The sequence below is a fragment of the Streptomyces sp. BL1 genome (genome assembly GCF_057628045.1).
This window is the reverse complement of the sequence record NZ_JBXYWZ010000002.1, coordinates 5812111-5835342: the sequence shown is the minus strand read 5'-3', so window position 1 is coordinate 5835342 and position 23232 is coordinate 5812111. Positions and strand designations below refer to the sequence as shown.

Below are 23232 nucleotides of genomic sequence, written 5' to 3'. Positions count from 1 at the left end.
ACCTCCGTGCGTCCTGTGCGGAGTTGTCATCTGTCCGCCCCCAGGATGGTCTCCCACAGGTCGTCCTCCTCCGCGGTCTCCTCCGCCGTCTCCTCCGCGCGCGCCTGCCGCGCCCGGTAGGCGCGGGCCTCCGTACGCGCCCTGCGCCGCACTTCGCGGTACTGGGCGCGGGCCCGGCCGAGCTTCTCGTACGCCTTGCGCTCCCCCGGGGTCTCCTCGTCCTCCGTGCCGGCCAACTCGCGGTAGGCGTCGCGGCGTTCGCGGTACTTGGCGCGCAGTCTGTCGCGCTCCTCCACGTACTCGGCGCGGCGGGCGACGCGGATGTCCTCCACGTCGTCCTGCACGTTGTCGCTGCCGGACAGCTGCCAGGCGCGGTAGGCCATGGTGACCAGGAAGGCGGTCAGCGCCAGCGTGATGACGATGGCGGTCAGGATGAACGCCTGCGGCAGCGGGTCCGCCATGTCCTCCTTGGCCGTGCCCGGGTAGAGCAGCGGTGCGGAGCTCGCCGGGCCGGAGGCGGACAGCACCAGCAGGTTGATGCCGTTGCCCAGCAGGACGGCGCCGATGAGGATGCGCGTCAGCGGCCGGCACAGCAGCAGGCTCGTGCCGGCGGCGCACAGCGCGCCGCCGGCGACCAGGAGGATCACCGTCGCACTCACGGTCCCGCCTCCTTCCGCTGTCCGGCCCGCTCGTCGCGCTCCTCGGGGCGGCGCCGCTTGCGGGACTCCTTCTTGCTCAGTTCCTTCTCCACCCTCCGGTCGATCTCGGAGCCCAGGCTGCGCAGTACGTCGAGGACCACGCCGAGGACGAGCAGATAGACGCCGGCGTCGAAGAGCACGGGGCTCGCCGCGTGGAAGTCGCCCAGCAGCGGGATGTGGCCGTGCACCTTCCCGGAGCCGAGCACCGCGTCGCCGATGAACAGGCCCGCCAGCGCCGTACCCGTCATCGTCAGCAGGCCGAGGCCGAGCAGGGTGCCCGCGTCGACCGGTGCGGCGGCCGCCAACTCGTGCCGCCCGCCCGCGAGATAGCGCACCGTGAGCGCGAGGCCCGCGACGAGGCCCGCCGTGAAGCCGCCGCCGGGCAGATTCTCGGCGCAGAACAGCAGATAGAGGGAGAGCACCATGATCGGGTGGAACAGCAGCCTTGCCACCACCTCGAAGATGACGGAGCGCCGCTCGGGCGCGACGGTGGCCCCGGCGGCGAGCCAGGTGCCGCGCGGTACGGCGCTGATGTCGGGCTCGTCGGTCACCGACCCGCTCTCGTGCGGCAGTTGCCACACCTTGCCGGAGGCGGCGCGGCGTACGTCCTCCGGGTCGCGGGTGCGGCGCCGGCCGCCGTCGCCGGTCTCCGGCGCCGTTCCGGGGCCGTGGCCGACCGGCGGCCGGTGCACCGTACGGCCTGCCGCGCCGGCCGGGGCGGCCGCCGTGCCGAGCGGCGAGGCGGGGGTGCCGGCCCGGCGGCGCAGATAGACGAGGCTGGTGACGCCGACGGCGGCGACGGCGAGCACGGCCGACTCGCCCATGGTGTCCCAGGAGCGCAGGTCGACGAGGGTGGTGGCGACGACGTTCTTCAGTCCGTCGTGCTCCGTGGTGTCCGTCAGCTGGGGCCCCACGCCGGGTGCCTGGCGTGCTGCCGCGGCCAGATAGGTCAGCCCGGCGAAGAGCGCGCCCGAGGCGATGCCGAAGGTGAACTGGGTGGCCCTGCGCAGCTGTCCGCCGCCGCTGCCGTCCGGGAAGCGCGGCGGGAGGCGGCGCAGCACCAGCACGAACACGGCGATGGACACCGTTTCGACGGCGAACTGGGTGAGGGCCAGGTCGGGCGCGCCGTGCAGGACGTACAGCACGGCGGTCCCGTAGCCGGTGACGCCGGCGAGCACGACGGCCTTCATGCGCTGCCGGGCGCGTACGCACAGCACGGCGACCATGCACACGCCGAGCGCGACGACGAGCTGGGGCACCGAGTCGAACCAGCGGACGGCGTCGACGTGTTGCCAGGGCCGGTCGACGACCAGGGCGACGCCCTGCGCGCCGACGAGCACGGTCAGCGCGGTGGCCAGGTAGAGCGGGAGGGAACCGCGCTGCACGGCGCCGGTGATCTGCAGCGAGAACCGTTCCATCGCCCACAGGGTGCGGGCGAAGACCCGGTCGCCGTCGACGGAGGAGAGCCGCTCGCCGAACCGGCCGAGCGGCTCCGCCGCGGCGAACAGGACGACACCCGCGAGCCACGACAGCGCGGACAGGGCGAGCGCCGGACCGAGCCCGTGCCACAGCGCGAGGTGGTACGGCTTGGCGGGCTGCGCGAAGGCGTCGGCGTACCCGGCGAACAGCGGGTCGAGCGAGGAGGCCGCGGGCCCGAACCACAGCGTGCCGGCGGCGCAGACGGCCGGCGGCAGCAGGAGCAGCACCCCGGGACGGGCCCGCAGCGGGGTGTCCTCGATCCCCTTCTTGGTGCCGAAGGCGCCCCACAGGAAGCGCAGCGTGTACGCGGTGGTGAGCGCGGAACCGGCCACCACGGCGGCCAGCGCGCACAGTTCGGCCGTGCCGCCGTGCAGCAGTGCCTCCAGCGCTGCCTCTTTCGCGGCGAATCCGAGCACAGGCGGCAGCCCGGCCATGGAGATGCCGGCCAGCAGGGCGACGACGAACAGTACGGGCAGTCTGCGGGCGAGGCCGGACAGCCGGCCGAGGTCCCGGGTGCCGGTCGCGTGGTCGATGTCGCCGACGGCGAGGAAGAGGGTGGCCTTGAAGAGGGCGTGCGCCAGGATCATCGCGTCGGCGGCCAGGGCCACATCGCGCTGCCCGTCGCCGGCGAGCAGCGTCAGAAAGCCGAGCTGGCTGACCGTTCCGTAGGCCAGCAGCCGCTTCAGGTCGGTCTCGCGCAGCGCCCGCCAGCCGCCGAGGAGCATGGTCGCGCCGCCGAGCACCAGGACGGTGGTACGCCAGGGCGCGATGTCGGCGAAGCCCGGAGCGAGCCGCGCGACGAGGTAGATGCCGGCCTTGACCATGGCTGCCGCGTGCAGATAGGCGGACACCGGTGTGGGGGCGGCCATGGCGCCGGGCAGCCAGAAACTGAACGGCCACACGGCCGACTTGGACAGCGCGCCCGCGAGGACGAGGACGAGCGCGGTGCCGATGGCGGCGCTCCCCTGCGGCGGGTGGGCGACGATCTCCGAGATCCGGTACGTGCCCGTCGCGTGACCGAGGATCAGAAAGCCGACCAGCATGACCAGTCCGCCGAGGGTGGTCACGATGAGGGCCTGCAGTGCGGCGCGCCGGTTGGTCCTGCGCAGCGGGTTGTGGCCGATGAGCAGGAAGGAGAAGACGGTCGTCAGCTCCCACAGCACGTACAGCACGATGAGGTCGTCGGCGAGGACGAGGCCGAGCATCGCGCCGGCGAACGCGGTGAGCGTCCCGGCGAACCGGCCGAGCCGCGGCTCCCCGCGCGGGAAGTAGCCCGCGCAGTACACCATCACGAGCGCGCCGACCCCGCCGGCGATGAGCAGCATCTGCAGGCTCAGGGCATCGCACCGGAAGGCGAGTTCGACGCCCATGTCGGGGATCCACGACCAGCGCTGCTCGGGCACTGCGCCGCCGTCTACGACGTTCGCGTACTGCGTTCCCGCCCAGACGGCCGCGGCTGCGGGCGCCACGGCGAGCACCAGGAACGCGCGCGGACCGAGCCACCGCACGAGCGGCTTGGCACAGCACGCCGCGGCGCAGTGCAGAAGGAGGAGCGACAACACAGAAGAGAGAATTACATATATGGCCGGGCAATTGGCGCACTTGGGTCACTTGATGACCAGTGTGCCGATACCCGTCCCATAGGGATACATCGGAAAAGACAGTGGCCCGGTGCGTGATGTCCAGCCGACACCACACACCGGGCCCAGGTCAAGAGCGGACCAAGTCCGTCTCAAAGAGGGGTAAGCGGCTAGGACTTGGCGTCTTCCGCGCCCTCCGTGTCCTTGGAGCCCTTCGCGGAGTCCTCGCCGTCCTTGGCGTCCGCGCCGTCCTTGTCGCCGGCCTTGTCGTCGTCCTCCGGCAGCGGTTCGACGCGCTCCTCGCGTCCCGGGTGCCTGCGCGCGGAGATGATCAGCGCGGCCACCGCGGCGACGAAGACGACGATCGACGTCCAGCCGTTCAGCCGGAGACCCCACAGATGGTGGGCGTCGTCGACGCGCATGTACTCGATCCAGAAGCGGCCCACGGTGTACGAGGCGACGTACAGCGCGAAGGCCCGCCCGTGCCCCATCTTGAACTTCCGGTCCGCCCAGATGACCAGCAGGGCGACGCCGATGCACCACAACGACTCGTACAGGAAGGTCGGGTGATAGGTCGCCAGGTTCGGGGTGTCGACGGGACGGTGCGCGGGGTCGATCTCCAGGGCCCACGGCACGTCGGTCGCCCGCCCGTACAGCTCCTGGTTGAACCAGTTGCCCCAGCGGCCGATCGCCTGCGCGAGGGCGACGCCCGGAGCCACGGCGTCCGCGTACGCGGGCAGCGGGATGCCGCGGGCGCGGCAGCCGATCCAGGCGCCGAGCGCGCCGAGCGCGACCGCGCCCCAGATACCGAGACCGCCGTCCCAGATCTTGAACGCGTCGACCCAGTTGCGGCCCTCGCCGAAGTAGAGCTCGTAGTCGGTGATCACGTGGTAGAGCCGGCCGCCGACCAGGCCGAACGGCACGGCCCAGACGGCGATGTCGGCGACCGTGCCGACCTGGCCGCCGCGCGCCACCCAGCGGCGCCCGCCGAGCCAGACGGCGGCGAACACGCCGATGATGATGCAGAACGCATAGCCGCGCAGCGGGACCGGGCCGAGATAGATCGCGCCGGCCGAGGGACTGGGAATAAAGGCAAGGGTCTCCATGGCGCACCCGACGCTACCGTGCCGGGCCGCACACACGGCAACGCACCCGCACAACGGCTAGGTAACAGGCCGGAGGGCACCGCCTGCGCGGTGCCCTCCGGCGTGCTCCGGTCGGTTGTCACGGCAGTCCGTACGGGAGGACCTCCCGTGGCCGGACGCCGCTCAGGCGGCGGCTTCGACCTTCTGCTTCAGCTGCGCGGGCGTCAGCTGGTTGCTCTGGCCGTAGACGTTCTTGCCGTCCAGCAGCACGGTCGGTGTCGCCGAGTGCCCCGACGCGCTGAAGGCCTCGTTGGACGCCTGCACCTTGCTGTCGTGCTTGCCGTCGTTCACACAACTGGTGAAGGACGCACTGCTCAGTCCGGCCTTCTTGCCGAGCTTCAGCAGCGTCTTCTTGTTCGCGAACGCGTCGTTCGTCTCCGGCGGCTGGTTCTGGTAGAGCGTGTCGTGCAGCTGCTTGAACTTACCCTCGTCGTCGGCGCACATCGCGGCGTTGGCGGCGTTCTTGGAGCCGGAGCCGCCCATGTTGCCGTCGATGATGGTGACGATGTTGTAGTCCACCTTCAGCTTGCCCTGCTTCTCCAGCGACCCGATGGTGCTGCGGAACTGGTTCTCGAACTGGCCGCAGGCCGGGCAGCGGAAGTCCTCGTACACCGTGAGCTTGGACGGCGCACTCGCCTTCCCCACGGAGATGGGCGCGGCCTTCGCCTTGGCGTCGTCCCCGCCCTGCTGGGAGACCAGCACCCCCACCCCGGCCGCGACGACCAGCACGACCACGATGACGGCACCGATCTTCAGCCCCTTGTTGCGCTTGGCCGCCGCCTTCTCCCGCTCCTGCTGCTCCCGCAGCCTCTCCCGGGCGGTGCGCTGTCCCTCACGGTTCTTCTGACTCATCACACCCGGGGCCAACGAGCGCACGCCGCGCCCGTACACCCCGGCACCGCGCATTTCACCCGTACGGGGAGCACTCGCCGCGCCGCCGTTCCGCACGCGGGCACGGTGCGGAACAGCGCACGGACAGCCGACGGGGCGGCGTACGGTCCGCGAACCGTACGCCGCCCCGCGACGTGTCAGGCGTGTGCTGTTCGGACGTGTGCCGTCCGACGGTCCGTCAGCGCCGTACTCCCTGGGCGAGTTCGCCCGCCAGGGCGCGCACCTCGGCCAGGCCGGCCTCCAGGTCGCCGTCGTGCGCCAGCAGCAGCTTCACGAAGGCGGAGCCGACGATGACCCCGTCCGCGAAGGCCGCGACCTCCTTGGCCTGGGTGGCGTTGGAGACGCCGAGCCCGACGCAGACGGGCAGTTCGGTGACTGCGCGGGTGCGCTCCACCAGGTCCTGCGCCTCACGTCCGACCGACTCGCGCGTACCGGTCACGCCCATCAGCGAGGCCGCGTACACGAAGCCGCTGCCCGCCTCGGTGATCTTCGCGAGCCGGGCGTCCTGGCTGCTCGGGGCGACCACGAACACGGTGGCCAGACCGTGCTGTTCGGCCGCCTTCCTCCACAGTTCGGACTCCTCGACCGGCAGGTCCGGCAGGATGCAGCCCGCGCCGCCCGCCGCGGCGAGCTCCGCGGCGAACCGTTCGGCGCCGTACCGGTCGACCGGATTCCAGTACGTCATGCAGAGCACCGGCTTGCCGGTCGCCGCGTGCGCCTCGCCGACCGTACGGATCACATCGGCGATCCGTACGCCGGCCTTCAGCGCCACGTCGTCCGCGGTCTGGATGACGGGGCCGTCCAGTACCGGGTCGCTGTGCGGCAGCCCGACCTCGACCACGTCGCAGCCGCTCTCCAGCAGCGCCTTACAGGCGGCGATGCCGCCCTCGACGGACGGGAAACCGGCCGGCAGATAGCCGACGAGCGCCGCGCGCCCCTCGGCCTTCGCAGCCGCGAGCGTCCGGTCCAACAGGGCCACGTTTCCTCGGAGTTCAGCGCTCACTTGTCCGCCCCCTGCTCGCCCTGCTCGTCGTCGTACAGTCCGAAGTAGCGCGCGGCGGTGTCCATGTCCTTGTCGCCGCGCCCGGACAGATTCACCAGCACGAGCCCGTCCGGGCCCAGCTCCTTGCCGACGTCGAGCGCGCCGGCCAGCGCGTGCGCGCTCTCGATCGCGGGGATGATGCCCTCGGTCTCGGACAGCAGCCGCAGCGCCTGCATCGCCTCGTCGTCGGTGACGGGCCGGTACTCGCCGCGCCCGCTGTCCTTCAAGTAGGCGTGCTCCGGGCCGATTCCGGGGTAGTCGAGCCCCGCCGAGATCGAGTACGGCTCGGTGATCTGCCCCTCGTCGTCCTGCATCACGTAGCTGCGCGAGCCGTGCAGGATGCCGGGCTCACCGGCGGTCAGGGTGGCCGCGTGCTCGCCCGACTCGACCCCGTGCCCCGCTGCCTCGCAGCCGATCAGCCGCACGCTCTCGTCCGGGATGAACGCGTGGAACAGCCCGATGGCGTTGGACCCGCCGCCGACGCAGGCGACCGCGGCGTCCGGGAGCCGCCCTGTGCGCTCCAGCATCTGCCGCCGCGCCTCCACGCCGATCACGCGGTGGAAGTCCCGTACGAGCTGCGGGAACGGGTGCGGGCCCGCGACCGTGCCGAAGAGGTAGTGGGTGCGGTCGACGTTGGCCACCCAGTCGCGGAAGGCCTCGTTGATGGCGTCCTTGAGCGTACGGCTGCCGGACGTCACCGGGACGACCTCGGCGCCCAGCATCCGCATCCGGGCGACGTTCAGTGCCTGCCGCTCGGTGTCGATCTCGCCCATGTAGATGGTGCATTCGAGCCCGAACAGGGCGCACGCGGTGGCGGTCGCCACGCCGTGCTGGCCCGCGCCGGTCTCGGCGATCACGCGGGTCTTGCCCATCCGCTTCGTGAGCAGGGCCTGGCCCAGCACGTTGTTGATCTTGTGCGAGCCGGTGTGGTTCAGGTCCTCCCGCTTCAGGAAGACCCGCGCGCCGCCGGCGTTCCGCGCGAAGCGGGGCACCTCGGTGAGGGCGCTGGGCCGGCCGGTGTAGTTGACCATGAGGTCTTCGAGCTCGGCGGCGAAGGCGGGGTCCGCCTTCGCCTTCTCGTACTCGGCCGCGACCTCGTCGACGGCGGCGACGAGCGCCTCGGGGATGAACTTGCCGCCGAACGCGCCGAAGTAGCCGCGCGCGCTGGGGATCCGACCCTCGGGGTCGGGAATGAAGAAGTCGGACATCCGACGTACTCCTATGGGAAAAGGTACGTATGGGTCACCACGGTAAGCGCGCGATCCCTCGCGGGGCGCATGCACCCCACCGCCGTTGTGGGCACTCGGTCCGCCCGAGGGGCGGAACGGGTGGGCACAACGCGGCCGCAGCACCCCGCGCCGCGAGCACCCCGTACGGAACGGGGTCCCCAGGGCGAAGCCCTGGACTCAGGGGGCCGGGGCACCACCCGGTCGAAACGGGTAGGGGCGGGGCCGGGGCCAACCCCCTCACGGGGGCGCGTGCGTTGAGTGCGGGGCGCGAACCCTGCGCGGGTGCGGTCCGGTGTGCCCACCCGTTCCGCCCTCTGGGCGGACCGCTGCCCACACCTCGGCGGAACGAATGCCCACACCTCGCGTTACGCGAGAGGCGCGCTCAAGGGGACGGCCATCGGCGGCCGTTGATGAGGCCGGGCTTGCAGCCGATGTGGTAGCGGACGGCCCGTCCGCGGACCCGCCGCGCCGGCGCACGGCAACCGCGCGGCCGGCACCCACGTGCCAGTCGCGCGTACCGGAAGCCGGCGGATCCCATGCTCAGCGCCCGTGCCGGATCGCCGGGTGCGCGCCCGCGGCGACGAGGTCGGCGACGGCGGTCTTCGGGTCCTTGCCGGTGACCAGGGACTCGCCGACGAGCACCGCGTCGGCGCCGTCGTTGGCGTAGGCGATCAGGTCGTGCGGCCCCCGCACACCCGACTCGGCGATCTTGACGACGTGGTCGGGGATCTCGGGCGCGATCCGCGCGAAGTTGCCGCGGTCCACCTCGAGCGTCTTCAGGTTCCGCGCGTTGACGCCGATGATCTTCGCGCCCGCGGCCAGCGCCCGCTCGGTCTCGTCCTCGTCGTGCACCTCGACGAGCGGCGTCAGGCCGATCGACTCGGCCCGCTCGATCAGCGAGACCAGGGCCTCCTGCTCCAGCGCGGCGACGATCAGCAGGACGACGTCGGCGCCGTGCGCCCGCGCCTCCCACAGCTGGTAGGCGGAGAACATGAAGTCCTTCCGCAGCACCGGGATGTCGACCTTGGCGCGGACCGCCTCCAGGTCGGCGAGCGAACCGCCGAAGCGGCGCTGTTCGGTGAGGACGGAGATGACGGACGCGCCGCCCGCCTCGTAGTCCGCGGCGAGGGCGGCCGGATCGGCGATCGCGGCCAGCGCGCCCTTCGACGGGCTGGAGCGCTTGACCTCGCAGATGACCCGGATGCTGTCGCCCTTCAGGGCGGCGAGACCATCCTTGACCTGCGGGGCCTTCGCAGCGCGCTCCTTGAGCTCGTCGAGGCTTACGCGCGCCTGCCTCTCAGCGAGGTCCTCACGCACGCCTTCGATGATCTCGTCGAGCACACTCACTGCGAGCGGCCCCCTTCTTGGCTGGGTACGAACCCTCACGCGTGGCGTGCGGGATGGTCTGGTGAGGCACTGCGATGGTATCGGGCGAGGGACGGAGGACCCGCATCCGGTTGACGTTGGTCCCACATTCCGGACAAACCTGCATCCCTCTGGCGCACACAGCGCCCCGTCCGGCCCAGCGGTCACGGAGCGAGCGCGGCTCCGAGGGGCAGATTCCGGACAACCGTGAAGGCGATGGCGAGTACCCCGATCCACCAGAGATCACGGTTGCGTACGCGTACCGCCACGCTCCGGCCGCGCGCGCTCCGTACGACCCAGAAGATCCAGTACGCCGCGAAGGCGGCGATGGCCGCCACGCCGAGGACGTTCGCGCTCAGGGCCGCCGGCAGATCCCCGTGCGCAAGGGCGTGCGCACAGCGCAGCCCACCGCAGCCGGGGCAGTAGAGGCCGGTGAACCGCAGCATCGGGCAGACCGGATAGTGCCCGGGATGGTTCGGGTCGACGAGGCCGACGTACGTGAAGGCCGCGCCGACGGCGAGCAGCGCGCCGGCGGGCGCGGCGAGCCGCAGCACCGGCTCTGGCAGCAGGTTCCGGAGCCGGTGCCGGGCGGGGAGTCCGCTCCGCTCGGTCAGGAGGCGTGCCCGCTCTGGGAGTTGAGAACCGGCGGCTGGCCGTGCGACTTGGGCTGGCCGAGACCGGCGGACCGCATCAGCATGCCGACGACGCCGCCTGCGGCGATCACCACGAGCCCGGCCACGACGCCGATCGGCATGGCCAGCACCGTGAAGGCTCCGGAGATGCAGAAGCCGATGAAGGCGATGATGACACCGGTCCACGCGGCCGGGGTGTGTCCGTGGCTGTTGCCCGCCATGTGAGTGCTCCTCGTTGTTCTTGTTGGGCCTCCGGGCCCGCTGCCGTGCCATTCTCCCCCGACCCGCGCCGCGCCGAGCGCGAGGGGTGGCGAACGGCGGGAATGTCAGGGCTCGTCGCGCGTGGTGCGGCTGCCGCCGCCGTCCTCGGACGCGGTGTCGTCCGAAGCGGTGTTGCCGGAGGTGGAGTTACCGGAGGTGGAGTCGCCGGAGGTGGAGTTGCCGGACGCGGTGTCGTCGGACGCGCCGGTGCCCGGTGCGCTGTCCTCCGCGGTCTGACCGCCCGTCGGGTCCTCGCCGCGGTCCAGCGCCTTCCACAGATCCTCGGGCCGGTTCGGGTCCAGCGGCCGGGCCGTACGGCGCGGCTTGCGCTCGGTGCGCTCGTACCGCCCGCTGCCCGACATCGACGGCCAGGCCGAGCCGAACCGCAGCGCCAGCAGACCCGCGATCACCAGCAGCGCGCCGCCGACGACCGATACGTACGGCCAGGCGCTGATGTGCACCGCGTCGACGGAGCTGCCGGCGATTCCGCTGGTCTCCGCTGCCTTGTCCTCCAGCGCCGCCGTGTCGTCCGCGCTGAGCAGCGCGGACAGCAGCGTGCCGAGGCCGCAGAGGGTGAGCAGGGCCGCCACGAGGATCCGGCCGGCCTTGCGGACGGCGAAGACCGCGACCAGCGCGGCCAGCCCGACCAGCGCCAGGGCGCTGGGCAGTCCGGTGACCTGGCTGCCCTTCGCCGAGACGGGCAGCGCGCCCTGCGCGAACGAGGCGTCGGCCCTGCTCCACACCTGGCCCGCCGCCACCAGCGCGAGGGCGGCGCCGAGCGCGCCGCACAGCAGCGCGAGCGCCAGGGCGCGCCGCGCCGCGCGCGAGCGCGCCGCCGCGTGGCTGTCCGCGGTGCTGCCGACTGTGCTGCTGCCGGTGGGCTTGTCCGGCTGGTCCGTCGTATCGGGCTGGTCCGTCATCGCGTCCGCCGTCGTGTCGGCCGGAGCCTGCTCCGGCGTGCGGGCCGGGGGTACGGGAGTCACGCCTCCACGCTACCGCCGAGCTGTTCGGCTGTTCGGACCGCCCTCAGAACGGCGGCGGCCTTGTTGCGGCACTCCGTGTCCTCGGCCGCCGGGTCCGAGTCGGCGACGACGCCGGCCCCGGCCTGAACGTACGCCGTGCCGTCGCGCAGCAGCGCCGTACGGATCGCGATGGCCGTGTCCGCGTCGCCCGCGAAGTCCAGATAGCCGACGCAGCCGCCGTACACGCCGCGCCGGGTCGGCTCCAGCTCGTCGATGATCTGCAGCGCGCGCGGCTTCGGCGCGCCGGACAGGGTGCCGGCGGGGAAGCAGGCGGTGAGCGCGTCGAAGGCGGTGCTGTCCTCGGCGAGCCGGCCGGTCACGGTGGAGACGATGTGCATGACGTGGCTGTAGCGCTCGATGGACATGAAGTCGACGACCTCGACGCTGCCCGGTTCGCACACCCGGCCCAGGTCGTTGCGGCCGAGGTCGACGAGCATCAGGTGCTCGGCGCGCTCCTTGGGGTCGCCCAGCAGCTCCTCGGCGAGCGCCGTGTCGTGCTGCGGGGTGGCGCCGCGCGGCCTGGTGCCGGCGATGGGGTGCATCATGGCGCGCCCGTCCTCGACCTTGACCAGCGCCTCCGGGCTGGATCCGACGATGTCGAAGCCGCCGTTCTCGTCCGCCAGCCGGAACAGGTACATGTACGGGCTGGGGTTGGTGGCGCGCAGCACCCGGTAGACGTCGAGGGCGCTCGCCGTACACGGCGTCTCGAACCGCTGCGAGGGCACCACCTGGAAGGCCTCGCCCGCGCGGACCCGTTCCTTGATGTCCTCGACCCAGCCCTGGTACGTGGCGCCGCCCGACTTGGCGGTGTACTCCGGGAGTTGGGAGGCGGGCAGCGCCGTGGCCGGCACCGGGGCGGGGCGGGCCAGGTCGGCCGCCATCGCGTCGAGGCGGGCCAGCGCGTCCTCGTACGCCTCGTCGACGCCGGTGTCCAGGTCGTTGTGGTTGATGGCGTTGGCGATCAACTGCACGCTGCCGTCGCGGTGGTCGACGACCGCGAGGTCCGAGGTGAGCAGCATCGTCAGCTCGGGCAGCCGCAGGTCGTCCTCGGTCGTCGAGCCCTCGACGGCCTTCTTCTCCAGCCGGCGCACGATGTCGTAGCCGAGGTAGCCGACCATGCCGCCGGTGAACGGCGGGAGCACGGAGCCCTCGTGGAGATCGCGCGGCGTGTGCAGGGCCTCGACCGTCTCGCGCAGCGCGTGCAGCGGATCGCCGTCCGTGGGGACGCCGACGGGCGGGGCGCCGATCCAGTGCGCCTCGCCGTCGCGCACGGTCAGCGTGGCGGCGCTGCGGACGCCGATGAAGGAGTAGCGCGACCAGGTACGGCCGTTCTCCGCGGACTCCAGCAGAAAGGTGCCGGTGCGCTCGGCTGCGAGCTTGCGGTACAGCGCGATGGGGGTGTCGCCGTCGGCGAGCAGCCGCCGTGTGACCGGGATGACCCGGCGGTCCTTGGCGAGCGTACGGAAGGTGGCGAGGTCCGGGGTCGTCATGCTCGGTGACCTTACTGCGGGGCGGCGGCGGGGCCGTCGAGGGGCAGTTCGTCCGCGTCAAAGCAGGTGCGGTCGCCCGTGTGGCAGGCGGCGCCCACCTGGTCGACCTTCACCAGCACGGTGTCCGCGTCGCAGTCCAGCGCGACGGACTTGACGTGCTGCACGTGGCCGGAGGTGTCTCCCTTGACCCAGTACTCGTGCCGGCTGCGCGACCAGTAGGTGGCCCGCCCGGTGGTGAGGGTGCGGTGCAGCGCCTCGTCGTCCATCCAGCCGAGCATCAGCACTTCGCCGGTGTCGTACTGCTGGGCGATGGCGGGGAGCAGGCCGTCCGCGGTGCGCTTGAGGCGCGCGGCGACGGCGGGATCGAGGGAACCGGTGTGCATGCGGTCCATTGTCGCGTACGCGGAGTTCACACGGCGGAGGGCCCGGCTTCACCGCGGGCGGGGAGGCTCCTCGCATGCGTCCGCTGTCACTTCCGCGCCACACCGCCGTACTCGTCTGCGTCTTCGCCGTGGCGGTCGCCGCCGCCCTGGGGACCGTGCTGCTGTGGAGCAGCGCGGCGGACGACGGGCCCGCCCACCACGACGCGTACCCCGCGCTGAAGGCCGGGGACTGCGTCGACCGGTCCTCGATGGAGCGCCGTTCGTGCGCGGGGGCGCACGACGGGAAGGTGGTCGCCGTCGCTCCGCTCCGGGGCACCTTCCGTACGACGGGGGCGCTCCGTGCCGGGGCGGAGCGCCTGTGCGAGGAGCGGGTGCGGCGGCATCTCGCGTCCACCCCGCAGGACGGCCGTACGTACCGTCCCTTCACCGTCCATCCGGACCTCGCCTCGTACCGTGCGGGCACGCACCGTTCGGCGGTGTGCGCGCTGTCCTGAAGCAGGTGTGCGCGCTGTCCTGAAGCGGCCGCCCGCGCCGCGACGCGCACCCCCGCCTCCTCGCGCGGTGCGCGGCTCCCCCGTACGCTGCGTGGCATGTCGACGCATGCGAAGCGCGAACGTCTCTTGCTGGCCGACCTGTTGGAGTCGTCGGGCCCTGACGCCCCGACGCTCTGCGAGGGGTGGCGGACCCGCGATCTGGCCGCGCATCTCGTGATGCGCGAGCGCCGCCAGGACGCCGCGGGCGGCATCCTCATCAAGCAGCTCGCGTCGCGTGCGAAGCGGGTGCAGGACGAGTTCGCCGCGAAGCCGTACGAGGAGCTGATCGGGCTCCTGCGGACGGGCCCGCCGAAGCTGTCGCCGTTCGCCCTCAAGCAGGTCGACGAGGCGGCGAACACCGTGGAGTTCTATGTGCACTCCGAGGACGTGCGCCGGGCACAGTCCGACTGGACTCCGCGGCAGCTCGACACGGTCTTCCAGGACGCGCTGTGGAAGCGGGTCGACAGCGCCTCCCGGGTGCTCGGCCGCCGCTCCCCCGTCGGGCTGGTGCTGCGCCGTCCCGACGGCCAGACGGCTGTGGCGCACAAGGGCACGCCGGTCGTCACGGTCACCGGTGAACCGTCCGAACTGCTGTTGTTCGTGACGGGCCGTCAGTCCGCCGCGGATGTCGAGCTGGACGGCGACAAGGACGCGGCGGCCCGCGTCCTGGAGGCCTCCCTCGGCTTCTGACGTACGGCCGTCATCCCGCGCGCTGCCGGCTGTCCGCCCGACGCTGTCCCGCGGTCAGTCGGTGACGCGGCTCTGCTTGCCGTAGAGCAGGTCCTGGTACTCCGGGTGCCGGGCGATCCAGGCCGTGTAGAACGGGCAGGTGGCGAGCACCGCGAGGCCCGCCTCCCGGGCCTCGTCCAGGGAGGCGCGGACGAGCGCGCCGCCGACGCCCCGCCCCTCGTACCGCGGGTCGACCTGCGTGTGGACGAACGCGATCAGCTCGGGCGTCCTCATGTACTCGGCCCAGCCCGCGAGTTCACCGTCGAGCCTCGCCTCGTACCGGCGGGCCTCCGGGGCATCGGACACCTGGGGGTTCTCACTCATCGGCCGGACCTCCGCTCCGCCCGGCGGTACGGCTCCGCCGGCGCCCGCCCAGCGTCACGCGGACGCCCGCCTTCCGCGACCCGGCGTACGTTTCCGGCCACCGTGGGGACTGTTACGCGACGGAACGTTCGATGATGCGCTGGAGTTCGCGTGCGGCGCGGGTCGGGGAGACGTCGCCGCGGTGCGCGACGGAGATGGTGCGCTGCAGGCCCGGTTCCGTGAACGGGGTGACGCGCAGCCCCGACCGGTCGGCGACCATGCTGGGCACCACGGCGAGGCCGAGCCCGGCCCGTACGAAACCGAGTACCGCGTCCATCTCGCCTCCCTCCACGGTGAAGGCCGGCTCGAAGCCCTCGGCGCGGCAGGCGGCGATGGTGAAGTCCCGCAGGTCGTAGCCGCGCCGGAACATGGCGAGCGGCCGGCCCCGCAGGTCGGTGACGGCGATCCGGGCGCGCCCCGAGCGGGCGGGGGCCGGCTCGTCGGGCGAGGAGACGACGACGAGTTCCTCGCGCAGCAGCTCCGTCGTGGCCAGCGCGGGAGCCTGCACCTGGAGCGGGGTGATGACGAGCGCCAGGTCGAGGTCGCCGTCGGCGAGGGCCCGTACGAGGTCCTGCGAGCCGTCCTCGTGGACCTGGAGCTCCACGCCCGGATAGCGGGCGTGGAAATCGCGCAGCACGTCCGGCACCAGGCTGGCGCACAGGCTCGGCGGCGCGCCCAACCGCACGCGGCCGCGCCGCAGTTGGGCGACCTCCTGGACCTCGCGGCGGGCCGTCTCGGCGTCGGCGAGGATCCGCCGGGCCAGCGGCAGCAGGGCCTCTCCGGCGTCGGTCAGCGCGATGTGGCCGCGCGCCCGGTGGAACAGCTCCGCGCCCAGCTCCCGCTCCAGCGCCTTGATCTGCTGCGACAGGGAGGGCTGTGCGACGTGCACGGCCTCGGCGGCGCGGGTGAAGTGCCGGGTGTCCGCCACCGCACAGAAATAGCGGAGCTGATGGAGCTGCATACGGCCAGCATAAAGGGACGATAGCCAGTCGCTATCGGAATCAGGTTCACAATCTCTTGGACGAATGAAGCTCGCACTCCATACCGTCGTCAGCCATGGCAACGGCGACAGGGAAACCCCCGGGGACGCGCTCCGTACCGGCGAAGAAACCCCCGAAGCGGCCGGGCTCGACGCTCGGTCTGGTGTGGCACTCGACCATCGGCAAGAAGACCGTGATGGCGGTCAGCGGCCTGCTCATGCTGCTGTACCTGGTCGTCCACATGCTCGGGAATCTGAAGATCTTCTTCGGCCCGCCCGACTTCAACGAGTACGCCCACTGGCTGCGCACCATCGGCGAACCCCTCCTGCACCACGAGTGGTTCCTGTGGATCGCGCGGATCGTGCTGCTGGCCGCCGTGGTGCTGCACGCCGTCTCCGCGTACCAGCTCAGCCGCCGGGACATCGCCGCGCGGCCGCAGAAGTACGCGCACAAGCGCCGCCGCGCGAGCTACGCGACGCGCACGATGCGCTGGGGCGGCATCATCATCGGGCTGTTCGTCGTGTGGCACATCCTCGACCTGACGACGCTGACGGTGAACGAGCGCGCCTGGGCCGGGCATCCGTACCAGAACGTCGTGGCGACCTTCTCGACCTGGTACGGCAACACGATCTACATCGTCGCCATGCTGGCGCTCGGCCTGCACATCCAGCACGGCTTCTGGAGCGCCGCGCAGACGCTCGGCGCGGGCCGGGCCGGCCGGGACCGGATGCTGAAGGGCATCGCGAACGTCCTCGCCGTCGTCCTGACGCTCGGCTTCATCTCCGTACCCGTAGGCGTGATGAGCGGATTGGTGTCCTGACATGACCGACGCACAGGCAAGTTACGGCGACTACACGGACTACCGCGTCGGGGAACCCGTCGCCGACACGAAGGCGCCGGAGGGCCCCGTCGCCGAGCGCTGGGACAGCCGCCGCTTCGGCGCGAAACTGGTGAACCCCGCCAACCGCCGCAAGCACACCGTCATCGTCGTCGGCACCGGCCTCGCGGGCGGTTCGGCCGGCGCGACGCTGGCCGAACAGGGCTACCACGTCGTGCAGTTCTGCTACCAGGACTCGCCGCGCCGCGCCCACTCCGTCGCGGCACAGGGCGGCATCAACGCGGCGAAGAACTACCGCAACGACGGCGACTCGGTGCACCGCCTGTTCTACGACACCGTCAAGGGCGGGGACTTCCGCGCGCGGGAGTCGAACGTGCACCGGCTGGCCGAGGTGTCGGTGGAAATCATCGACCAGTGCGTCGCACAGGGCGTACCCTTCGCGCGCGAGTACGGCGGACTGCTGGACAACAGGTCGTTCGGCGGCGTGCAGGTCTCCCGTACGTTCTACGCGCGCGGGCAGACGGGCCAGCAGCTGCTGCTCGGCGCGTACCAGGCGCTGTCCCGCCAAATTGCCGCGGGGAACGTCGAGATGCACCCGCGTACCGAGATGCTCGACCTGATCGTGGTCGACGGGCGGGCCCGCGGCATCGTGGCCCGCGACCTGATCAGCGGGCGGATCGACACCTATTTCGCCGACGCGGTGGTGCTGGCCAGCGGCGGCTACGGCAACGTCTTCTACCTGTCGACCAACGCCAAGAACAGCAACGCCACGGCCATTTGGCGCGCGCACCGGCGCGGCGCGTACTTCGCCAACCCGTGCTTCACACAGATCCACCCGACGTGCATCCCGCGCTCCGGCGACCACCAGTCCAAACTGACGCTGATGAGCGAGTCGCTGCGGAACGACGGGCGCATCTGGGTGCCCAAGGCGAAGGGCGACACCCGGCCGCCGGCCGAGATCCCCGAGGACGAGCGGGACTACTACCTGGAGCGCATCTACCCGGCGTTCGGCAACCTCGTCCCGCGCGACATCGCCTCCCGCGCCGCCAAGAACGTCTGCGACGAGGGGCGCGGCGTCGGCCCCGGCGGACAGGGCGTCTACCTGGACTTCGCGGAGGCCATCGAGCGGATGGGCCGCAAGGCGGTCGAGGAGAAGTACGGCAACCTCTTCGACATGTACCAGCGGATCACCGCGGAGAACCCGTACGAGGTGCCCATGCGCATCTACCCGGCGATCCACTACACGATGGGCGGACTGTGGGTCGACTACGACCTGCAGACCACCGTCCCCGGCCTGTTCGCCGTCGGGGAGGCCAACTTCTCCGACCACGGCGCCAACCGGCTGGGCGCGTCCGCACTGATGCAGGGGCTGGCCGACGGGTACTTCGTGCTGCCGTCCACCATCAACGACTATCTGGCCCGGCACCCGCACGACGAGGTGTCCGACGACCACCCCGCCGTACAGCAGGCCGTCACCGAGGTGACCGACAGGCTGTACGCGCTGCTGTCGAACAACGGCGACCGTACGCCCGACTCCTTTCACAAGGAGATCGGCGAACTCCTGTGGGAGCACTGCGGAATGGCCCGTACGGAGGACGGTCTGCGCAAGGCGCTGGACCGGATCCCGCAGCTGCGGGAGGAGTTCTGGCGCCGCATCACCGTGCCGGGCAGCGGCGAACAGCTCAACCAGTCGCTGGAGAAGGCCAACCGGGTCGTCGACTACCTGGAACTGGCCGAACTGCTCTGCCTGGACGCGCTGCACCGCGCCGAGTCCTGCGGCGGGCACTTCCGCGAGGAGAGCCAGACGCCGGACGGCGAGGCGGCGCGCAAGGACGACGAGTTCGGCTACGCCGCCGCGTGGGAGTTCACCGGCTCCGGAGCGGCTCCCGTCCTCCACAAGGAAGACCTCGTCTTCGAGTACGTCCACCCCACTCAGCGGAGCTACGCATGAGCAGCACCTCCACTCCGGCCTCCATGAACCTCACCCTGCGCATCTGGCGCCAGTCCGGGCCCGACTCCGCCGGGGCGATGACCACGTACGAGGTCAAGGACATCTCCCCCGACATGTCGTTCCTGGAGATGCTGGACACCCTCAACGAGGACCTGATCCTGCGCGGCGAGGAGCCGGTCGCCTTCGACCACGACTGCCGTGAAGGCATCTGCGGCGCCTGCGGAATGGTCATCAACGGCGACGCGCACGGCCCCGAACGCACCACCACCTGTCAGCTGCACATGCGGCACTTCTCCGACGGCGACACGGTCGACATCGAACCGTGGCGGGCCTCCGCGTTCCCCGTCGTGAAGGACCTCGTCGTGGACCGTTCGTCCTTCGACCGGGTGATCGGTGCGGGCGGCTACGTGTCCGTCCCGACCGGCGCGGCACCCGACGCGCACGCGACACCCGTGCCGAAGGCGGTGGCGGACGAGGCGTTCGAGCACGCCGAGTGCATCGGCTGCGGTGCGTGCGTGGCGGCCTGCCCCAACGGCTCGGCCATGCTGTTCACTTCGGCGAAGGTCAACCATCTGAACCCGCTGCCGCAGGGGGCACCCGAGCGCGAGACGCGGGTGCTCGACATGGTCGGACAGATGGACGAGGAGGGCTTCGGCGGCTGCACCCTCGCCGGCGAGTGCGCGACGGCGTGCCCGAAGGGGATCCCGCTCTTCTCCATCTCCTCGATGAACAAGGAGTACCTGAGGGCGGCCCGCAAGGCGAGCTGACACGGCCGTGAACGCCCCGCCCGCCCGGTTGTGGGCACTCGGGCCGCCCGAGGGGCGGAACGGGTGGGCACAACCGGGCGGGCCCCCTCGTACGGAACGCACCCCGCACGGAACGGGGCCCGGGGCGGGAGCCCCGGAAGAAACGGGTAGGGGCGGGTCCGGGGCCAACCCCTCACCGCGGCGCGTGCGTTGGGTGCGGGGAGACGTGGCCTCGCGGCTGGCGGTCCGTGTGCCCACCCGTTCCGCCCCTTGGGCGGACCAGCTGCCCACACTCCGTCAGGGCTGCAAGTGGCCCGCGTAGCGGCGGGTGAAGGTGTCGGTTTCTTCGCCGGAGGCGGTGACGCGGACGTCGTACCAGCCGTTCCGGGTGGGCCAGTCGAGCGTCACGGTGTCGCCCGGGCGTACGCGGCGGGTGCGGCGGCTGCCGGTGAAGTCCTCCGGTTCGACGGTGAATTCGAGCTCCGAGCGGCCCTTGTTGCCGAGCCGGAGGGTGATGCGTGACGTGTCGCCGGAGTGCAGTTCGGCCCGTACGTCCGGTGCCTCCTCGGCGCGGCCCGAGGCGTCGCACAGGAAGCTGTCGGCGCCGTACACGCTGAAGTCGTACCGGCCGTCAGTCTCGCCGGTGTCCCACGTGTACTCGGCGCTGTGACCGGCCCGCACGGTGAACTGCGTGGGCTTGAACGGCTTGTGGTCGTTCGGGTAGACGGCGAAGTGGTAGCCGACCGTACCGTCGTTGACCAGGGTGCAGGTGACCTTGCCGGTCTCCCTGTCGAGCACCGCGTCCGCGTGCGGCCGGTACGGCAGCGGACAGTGCGGACGGCTGCCGGGCTCCTGGTGCGGCATCTGCTGCTCGCCGGCGGCCGGCACGGGGACGGCCGGCAGCCCATCCGCCTTGTCGGCCTTGCGCTTAAGTTCCTCGGTGCCCGGCAGCCGCGGGATCCGCATGTCGTGCCGGTCGAAGTCGAGGGTGCTGGTGAGGTCGCCGCAGACCGTACGGCGCCAGGCCGAGATGTTCGGCTCGCGTACGCCGGTGACCTGCTCCAGGAACATCAGCACCGAGGTGTGGTCGAACACCTGGGAGTTGACGCGTCCGCCGCGCGACCAGGGCGAGATGACCCACAGCGGCACGCGCGGGCCGAGCCCGAGCGGCGCGCCGTCGTCGTCGAACTCCTCCGGGGTGCCGGGCTCCGGCTGGGGCGCCGGCACATGGTCGAAGTAGCCGTCGTTCTCGTCGTACATGAGCAGGAAGACGGTGTGCCGCCACACGTCCGGGTTGGCCATCACCGCCTGGAGGGCCCGGTTCACCCAGTGCGCCCCGTAGTTGGGCCCGGCGTCCGGGTGTTCGCAGTAGTTGTACGGCGCGACCAGCCAGGAGACCGTGGGCAGTGTGCCGTCCTGGCAGTCCTCGGCGAAGGCGTCCAGGTCGTGCTTCGTCATGGCGTTGACGTAACGCGGGTCGTCCTTCGCGAACTTGTGGAACTGGGCGAAGTAGGACAGCGCGTTGTCGTCGTAGTCGCCGTACTCCTCGTCGTCGCCGTCCGGGTTGTGGTAGACGCGCCAGCTGACGCCGGCGTCGTGCAGCCGTTCCGCGTACGTCGTCCAGTCGGCGACAGGGTTGTCGGTGACCGGTGTGTTGTCCGTCCAGGGGCCCGTCTTGCCGTCCTTGCCGGGGCCCGCGCAACCGGACCACAGGTAGAGCCGGTTGGGGTCGGTGGGCCCGGCCATCGACGAGAAGTAGTGGTCGCAGGTGGTGAAGGCGTCGGACAACGCGTACTGGAACGGGATGTCGTCGCGCGTGAAGTACCCCATGGTGTGCCGCCCCTTGGCGGGCACCCAGCGGTTCCAGGCGCCCTCGTTCGCGGCGACGTGCATGGTGTCGTAGTCGTGCGGGAGCCCGGCGGCGTTCTGCGCGTTGTACTTGGTGCTGTCCATGCGGAACGGCAGCAGCTCCTGGCCGTCCGGCCGGAAGACGGCCGGCTGGTGGAAGACGCTCTTGCCGCCGGGCAGCCGCAGGCCCCGCTTGTCGTCGAAGCCGCGGACGCCGCCCAGCGTGCCGAGGTAGTGGTCGAAGCTGCGGTTCTCCTGCATGAGGACGACCACGTGCTTGACCGTGTCCAGGCCCCCTTCCGGGCCGTCCTGGCCGGTGTGGTCCTGCGGCCGGTCGGCTGCCTGGGCGGCTTCGGCGTTGGCGGCCAGCACGCCGGCCGTGGCGGTGGCGGCGGTGGCACCGAGCAGCCGACGCCGGGAAAGGGGAGTCATACGGGGGGATCCTCCGAGGTGGTCAGGTCACAGAGATGCCGTCGGCAGACATGCCGTCAGCTTCGGCAGCATCTCCCCCGGAGTGCGCAGGTTCAACCTACACACGATGAACACCGGTGCGGCGCAGCCGTCTGACCTGACCCCAGGATGACCCGAAAACCCGCTGGTAGCAGCGTTGTTGAGATCTTCGGGCCATCAAACAAGCGACGGCGTGACCTTGGTCACGCCGCCCCACTTGTTCATACATGCGCGCCCGGAACGAGGGTGCCGGACACCCCCGCCGGGGCCGCGTTCAGAGCGCGGCCGTACCGATCAGCCCCTCCCGGGTCACGAGTCCGGCGAGCTCCTCCTCGGGCATCCCCTCGGTGCCCTCGGGCCGCCGGGGCAGCACCATGTAGCGGCTCTCCGCGCTGGAGTCCCACACGGTGATCCGTACGGAACCGGGCAGCGAGAGCCCGAACTCCTCCAGTACGGCCCGGGGTTCACGCACCACGCGGGAGCGGTAGGCCTCGCTCTTGTACCAGGAGGGGGAAGGACCGAGCAGGCCGATCGGATAGCAGGAGCACAGGGTGCACACCAGCACGTGGTGCTCGTCCGCCGTGTTGGCGACGACCTTGAGCCGCTGCTCCTGGATGCCGCCGGCCATGGAGAGGCCCACCTCCGGCAGCGCCGTGTTGGCGTCGGCCAGCAGCCGTTCGCGGAAGCCCCCGTCCGTCCAGGCGCGGGCCACGATGCGGGCCCCGTTCAGCGGCGAGGCGCCGTCCAGCAACGTGCCGAGCACCCGGTCCAGTTCGCCGTCCGTCACCGCGCCGGCCGACACGAGGCGCTCCTCCAGATGCCGGACCCGCGCCGCCACGGGCGCGCTCTCATGTGTACCGCTCATGCCTCACCCTTCCGCACCGGCTCCAGATACGACTGCCACAGATCGACCGTCACTTCGTCCCCGCGCGCCCCGGAATCCACGCGCTCCTCCGTATCGGCCCACAGTTCGGCCGCCGAGAAGGCCACCGTGTAGACCGGTTCGACGCGTGGCGCCGCACTGCGCGCCGCCACGTCGTCGGCCAGCGGCCAGCTTCCGGTGACCTCCACGACGCGCCCGGTGTGCCCGCGGACGTAGCGCGGCAGCCTGGTGTGCCCCACGGGGTCGGCCGCGCGCGTACGCACCAGATCGCCCGGTGCGAAGCGGGGGCCCGCTTCCGGCGTTCCGTCAGTCATCCGCGACGACCCCCTTCTCACGGGTCAGCCGCTCGATCGCGGACAGCCACCGCTCGTAGTACGAGGCCGCCAAGTAGTCCTGCGGGGGCATCCGTTCGACGGCGTCCCGGAACTCGTCGAGGGTGTACACGCCGCGCCGCACCAGCGCCGTGTTCAGCGCGTACACCCGCGCCTCCCAGTCGGCGTGGAACGCCGGCTCGTCCTTCTCCCGCTGAACGGGCCCGAAGCCCGTCTGCCCGCCCACATCGTTGACCCGGCTCATGGGACCGCAGCCTACGGACCGGCCAGGACACTCGCGACACCCCGTCCGAGTGGGCAGGTCCGGAGCGTTGACAGTCCTATTGTGCAAATGTCACTGTCCGCCTCGGTAGTCAGTGATG

At 71.5% G+C, this 23232-nt stretch carries 24 protein-coding genes; 5 read left to right on the top strand and 19 right to left on the bottom strand.

From position 1 onward, the window contains the following. Positions 1-26: 26 nt before the first annotated feature. The 13 genes from AC3AGO_RS25645 to hisI form a co-directional block, all read right to left on the bottom strand. Positions 27-659 (bottom strand): Na(+)/H(+) antiporter subunit C, encoded by a 633-nt coding sequence (locus AC3AGO_RS25645; protein WP_487822592.1) that lies wholly within the window; start codon positions 657-659, stop codon positions 27-29. Beyond that, entirely contained in the window at positions 656-3739 is a 3084-nt protein-coding gene (locus AC3AGO_RS25640) for a Na+/H+ antiporter subunit A (RefSeq protein WP_487822591.1), read from the bottom strand. Before AC3AGO_RS25640 ends, AC3AGO_RS25645 begins: the two co-directional genes overlap by 4 nt. Positions 3740-3927: 188 nt before the next feature. Then, positions 3928-4863: a prolipoprotein diacylglyceryl transferase gene (gene lgt, locus AC3AGO_RS25635; protein WP_487822590.1), complete on the bottom strand. Its 936-nt coding sequence runs from the start codon at positions 4861-4863 to the stop codon at positions 3928-3930. Between the two features lie 162 nt (positions 4864-5025). Then, entirely contained in the window at positions 5026-5754 is a 729-nt protein-coding gene (locus AC3AGO_RS25630) for a DsbA family protein (protein WP_487822589.1), read from the bottom strand. 217 nt (positions 5755-5971) lie between these two features. Then, a complete protein-coding gene (trpA, locus tag AC3AGO_RS25625) occupies positions 5972-6796 on the bottom strand; it encodes a tryptophan synthase subunit alpha (RefSeq protein ID WP_487822588.1) in 825 nt (274 codons plus the stop codon). Continuing rightward, on the bottom strand, positions 6793-8043 hold the full coding sequence (gene trpB / locus AC3AGO_RS25620) for a tryptophan synthase subunit beta (RefSeq protein WP_487822587.1): 1251 nt from the start codon (positions 8041-8043) through the stop codon (positions 6793-6795). Before trpB ends, trpA begins: the two co-directional genes overlap by 4 nt. Positions 8044-8446: 403 nt before the next feature. Then, a complete protein-coding gene (gene trpM, locus AC3AGO_RS25615) occupies positions 8447-8602 on the bottom strand; it encodes a tryptophan biosynthesis modulator TrpM (protein ID WP_487822586.1) in 156 nt (51 codons plus the stop codon). 2 nt (positions 8603-8604) lie between these two features. Further along, positions 8605-9411, bottom strand: coding sequence for an indole-3-glycerol phosphate synthase TrpC (trpC, locus tag AC3AGO_RS25610; RefSeq protein WP_487822585.1), 807 nt, complete (start codon positions 9409-9411; stop codon positions 8605-8607). Positions 9412-9593: 182 nt separating this feature from the next. Continuing rightward, positions 9594-10043, bottom strand: coding sequence for a DUF2752 domain-containing protein (locus AC3AGO_RS25605; protein ID WP_487824813.1), 450 nt, complete (start codon positions 10041-10043; stop codon positions 9594-9596). Further along, complete coding sequence (locus AC3AGO_RS25600) at positions 10040-10282, bottom strand: HGxxPAAW family protein (RefSeq protein ID WP_487822584.1); 243 nt, start codon at positions 10280-10282, stop codon at positions 10040-10042. Before AC3AGO_RS25600 ends, AC3AGO_RS25605 begins: the two co-directional genes overlap by 4 nt. 105 nt (positions 10283-10387) lie before the next feature. Continuing rightward, positions 10388-11305: a TIGR02234 family membrane protein gene (locus AC3AGO_RS25595; protein ID WP_487822583.1), complete on the bottom strand. Its 918-nt coding sequence runs from the start codon at positions 11303-11305 to the stop codon at positions 10388-10390. Further along, positions 11302-12834 carry an anthranilate synthase component I gene (locus tag AC3AGO_RS25590; protein WP_487822582.1) on the bottom strand — a complete coding sequence of 511 codons (1533 nt, stop codon included), beginning with the start codon at positions 12832-12834 and terminating at the stop codon, positions 11302-11304. Before AC3AGO_RS25590 ends, AC3AGO_RS25595 begins: the two co-directional genes overlap by 4 nt. Positions 12835-12845: 11 nt before the next feature. Next, positions 12846-13226: a phosphoribosyl-AMP cyclohydrolase gene (gene hisI / locus AC3AGO_RS25585; RefSeq protein ID WP_487822581.1), complete on the bottom strand. Its 381-nt coding sequence runs from the start codon at positions 13224-13226 to the stop codon at positions 12846-12848. Positions 13227-13291: 65 nt separating this feature from the next. Here hisI and AC3AGO_RS25580 point away from each other — a divergent pair, with 65 nt between their 5' ends. Next, on the top strand, positions 13292-13711 hold the full coding sequence (locus AC3AGO_RS25580) for a hypothetical protein (RefSeq protein ID WP_487822580.1): 420 nt from the start codon (positions 13292-13294) through the stop codon (positions 13709-13711). 96 nt (positions 13712-13807) lie between these two features. After that, entirely contained in the window at positions 13808-14440 is a 633-nt protein-coding gene (locus AC3AGO_RS25575) for a TIGR03085 family metal-binding protein (protein ID WP_487822579.1), read from the top strand. A gap of 54 nt (positions 14441-14494) precedes the next feature. Here the strand turns inward: AC3AGO_RS25575 and AC3AGO_RS25570 are convergent, their stop codons facing one another. Together AC3AGO_RS25570 and AC3AGO_RS25565 are read right to left on the bottom strand one after the other, a co-directional pair. After that, positions 14495-14803, bottom strand: a complete 309-nt coding sequence (locus tag AC3AGO_RS25570) for a GNAT family N-acetyltransferase (RefSeq protein WP_487822578.1) — start codon at positions 14801-14803, stop codon at positions 14495-14497. A 112-nt stretch (positions 14804-14915) separates the two neighbouring features. Further along, on the bottom strand, positions 14916-15803 hold the full coding sequence (locus tag AC3AGO_RS25565; protein ID WP_487822577.1) for a LysR family transcriptional regulator: 888 nt from the start codon (positions 15801-15803) through the stop codon (positions 14916-14918). 95 nt (positions 15804-15898) lie between these two features. Between AC3AGO_RS25565 and AC3AGO_RS25560 the strand changes: the two genes are divergently transcribed. From AC3AGO_RS25560 to AC3AGO_RS25550, 3 genes are read left to right on the top strand one after another with little or no spacing between them, the layout of a single operon-like run. Continuing rightward, a complete protein-coding gene (locus AC3AGO_RS25560; RefSeq protein ID WP_487822576.1) occupies positions 15899-16642 on the top strand; it encodes a succinate dehydrogenase cytochrome b subunit in 744 nt (247 codons plus the stop codon). 1 nt (position 16643) lies between these two features. Next, on the top strand, positions 16644-18611 hold the full coding sequence (locus AC3AGO_RS25555; RefSeq protein ID WP_487822575.1) for a fumarate reductase/succinate dehydrogenase flavoprotein subunit: 1968 nt from the start codon (positions 16644-16646) through the stop codon (positions 18609-18611). Between the two features lie 23 nt (positions 18612-18634). Then, the gene (locus tag AC3AGO_RS25550; RefSeq protein ID WP_487824812.1) at positions 18635-19378 is read left to right on the top strand and encodes a succinate dehydrogenase/fumarate reductase iron-sulfur subunit; all 744 of its coding nucleotides are present in this window, start codon (positions 18635-18637) and stop codon (positions 19376-19378) included. Positions 19379-19654: 276 nt separating this feature from the next. Here the strand turns inward: AC3AGO_RS25550 and AC3AGO_RS25545 are convergent, their stop codons facing one another. The 4 genes from AC3AGO_RS25545 to AC3AGO_RS25530 form a co-directional block, all read right to left on the bottom strand. Continuing rightward, on the bottom strand, positions 19655-21637 hold the full coding sequence (locus AC3AGO_RS25545) for a phosphocholine-specific phospholipase C (RefSeq protein WP_487822574.1): 1983 nt from the start codon (positions 21635-21637) through the stop codon (positions 19655-19657). 292 nt (positions 21638-21929) lie between these two features. Continuing rightward, positions 21930-22520: a nitrile hydratase subunit alpha gene (locus tag AC3AGO_RS25540; RefSeq protein ID WP_487822573.1), complete on the bottom strand. Its 591-nt coding sequence runs from the start codon at positions 22518-22520 to the stop codon at positions 21930-21932. Then, positions 22517-22852 carry an SH3-like domain-containing protein gene (locus AC3AGO_RS25535; protein ID WP_487822572.1) on the bottom strand — a complete coding sequence of 112 codons (336 nt, stop codon included), beginning with the start codon at positions 22850-22852 and terminating at the stop codon, positions 22517-22519. The genes AC3AGO_RS25540 and AC3AGO_RS25535 overlap by 4 nt, the downstream gene beginning before the upstream one ends. Further along, the gene (locus tag AC3AGO_RS25530) at positions 22845-23114 is read right to left on the bottom strand and encodes a hypothetical protein (protein ID WP_487822571.1); all 270 of its coding nucleotides are present in this window, start codon (positions 23112-23114) and stop codon (positions 22845-22847) included. Before AC3AGO_RS25530 ends, AC3AGO_RS25535 begins: the two co-directional genes overlap by 8 nt. Between the last annotated feature and the right edge of the window lie 118 nt (positions 23115-23232).